The organism is Endozoicomonas sp. YOMI1, from assembly GCF_024606345.1.
GTDB lineage: Bacteria > Pseudomonadota > Gammaproteobacteria > Pseudomonadales > Endozoicomonadaceae > Endozoicomonas.
Window position 1 is genome coordinate 1 of record NZ_JAHHPM010000593.1, and the last position, 1,801, is coordinate 1,801.

General features: G+C 47.0%; 3 protein-coding genes and 1 other RNA gene. 3 read left to right on the forward strand and 1 reads right to left on the reverse strand.

Annotation, left to right across the window (positions count from 1 at the left end; translation table 11 throughout):
- Positions 1-91 precede the first annotated feature (91 nt).
- Entirely contained in the window at positions 92-247 is a 156-nt protein-coding gene (locus KDK15_RS20615; protein WP_257297281.1) for a hypothetical protein, read from the forward strand.
- Positions 248-251: 4 nt separating this feature from the next.
- Positions 252-644, forward strand: a transfer-messenger RNA (tmRNA) gene (ssrA, locus tag KDK15_RS20620).
- Positions 645-754: 110 nt separating this feature from the next.
- On the opposite strand, the gene KDK15_RS20625 is transcribed toward ssrA, so the two are convergent.
- Entirely contained in the window at positions 755-1,213 is a 459-nt protein-coding gene (locus KDK15_RS20625; protein ID WP_373691429.1) for a tyrosine-type recombinase/integrase, read from the reverse strand.
- Between KDK15_RS20625 and KDK15_RS20630 the strand changes: the two genes are divergently transcribed.
- A complete protein-coding gene (locus KDK15_RS20630; RefSeq protein ID WP_257297282.1) occupies positions 1,161-1,703 on the forward strand; it encodes a hypothetical protein in 543 nt (180 codons plus the stop codon). The genes KDK15_RS20625 and KDK15_RS20630 overlap by 53 nt on opposite strands.
- Positions 1,704-1,801: the final 98 nt, after the last annotated feature.

Sequence of the window (1,801 nt, forward strand, 5' to 3'; positions counted from 1 at the left end):
ACCAATTTGCTGCCACCGCAGTAGGGCAGTCTATTCTCGGACAGCCTCCTAGTAACCGCTAACCGTATTCCAAAGCCAGTGCTGCTGATCAATGATTACAGAACCATCGGGCAGGGGAGCAGAACTATTATGGCCCGGACTTGCACCACTGGATCCTATTGATCCGTCAAGGCGTAAACAGCGTGATATTGCCACTGATTATTCTCCAGCCATTGCGACATCGGCCTTCGTGCTCTATAACTATTAAGTCTGGGGGCGATTCGGATTCGACGACGGTATCGAACCCTGAGGTGCATGCCGAGGGCGTAGTGGTTCTCGTTAATCAAAACACTACAAACCTATTAGTTGCCAAAACCAAAGCAGCTAACGATAGTTCTTTCGCTGTTGCAGCGTAATCGTAGCTAAACCCTACGAGCTATCCAGTCTGTCCGGCTCGTCTGCTGGCTGGTTTTTCAGACTGTCATCGTAAGCAGAATCGCCACGATCAGCAGGTCTCTGGCTGACGGGTTAAAACCTGTGGGAATCGCACTGCAGAACCCCGACCACTGGGTCGCTGTGGTGTTAAACACAAAGGTGGATCTAAGCATGTAGAGCCGAAGGCTGAGAACTGGCGGACGCGGGTTCAAGTCCCGCCGCCTCCACCAAATACAAACCCTGTAATTCTTTGATTTACAGGGTTTTTCTTTATATGCACTGTGTGCAAATTAGCAGGGTGTCGAAAAAGTGTCGAAGGATTGTCGAAAATAAATTCTGGTCAACTTTCGATACCTATATTCTGTCGTTCAAGGCTGGTCAGAGAGTTTAATTCAGCGGCTTCCTTGAAGTGATCCGGGTCGAATTTTGCGTATTTCATGGTCATCATCAGCGATGAGTGCCCAAGAATCCGCTGTAAAACCAGAATATTTCCCTTGTTCATCATAAAGTGGCTGGCGAAGGTATGTCTCAGTACGTGGCTCTGCTGGCCTCGGGGAAGCTTGATACCTGATGCTTTCAAGGCTCTTCTGAAAGATGTTAATGAAGGGGTGAACTCGGCATGTTGGGCGATATGTTCCTGAATCTCACTGAACAGGTCTTCTGGAACGGGTACGTTTCTTGTTTTCTTGCCTTTTGTTCGTGTGTATTCAACACGGTTGTTATGAAAATGATGGGCTTTTCTGCTTTTGGAATACCCAATTGATAAGGCAGAGTTTAACTTCTCTGAAATTTCAGGTATCTATGGCCGTTCACAGTCGTTTAAATTTGGCTCTGCGGGTGCAGTACAACTGGCGGTATATAACAAAACCATACAGGCCAAAAGCATTGATAAGTTTGACTATATCGAGCACAAGTGGGAGGAAAGCACTCGGCTTTCAGATGGAAGCGTTGGCTACGATGTTGAGCAGGACGTTTTCAGGGTTGAGCTTCGTTATCACCACTCCGTAATCCAGCAGTTTGCCCTGGGAACCTGCAACAAGGAAACCGGTGAGATTGGGGTCAATCTGAAAACTTATTCACAGATCATCAGGCATATCCCGGCTCTGTGGCAGTACGGCCTCACTTCCTTCAAATTGAAGTACAACAGTAACTATCTTGATCCCATCTGGACAGTTCTACAGGAAGATATTGAATTTACCTTCCCTGAGTCCTCTTACGAGAAAAACCTTCACTACAAGCGGTATTACAAAAAGGCTACTTCCTTCTCAGGCAAGAACTATCAGCTCTAAGTAGTTGGCCAAATGGAATCGTATTTTCTGGCTAAGTGGGCACTTACTATGCAAGGCACAACGAAGGGAGCATAGCCGTAGCTATGTGACCGGAGTTG

What these genes read in the sequence shown, in the direction of transcription:
- KDK15_RS20615 (WP_257297281.1), top strand. Translation starts at nt 92, where the DNA reads ATGATTACAGAACCATCGGGCAGGGGAGCAGAACTATTATGGCCCGGA.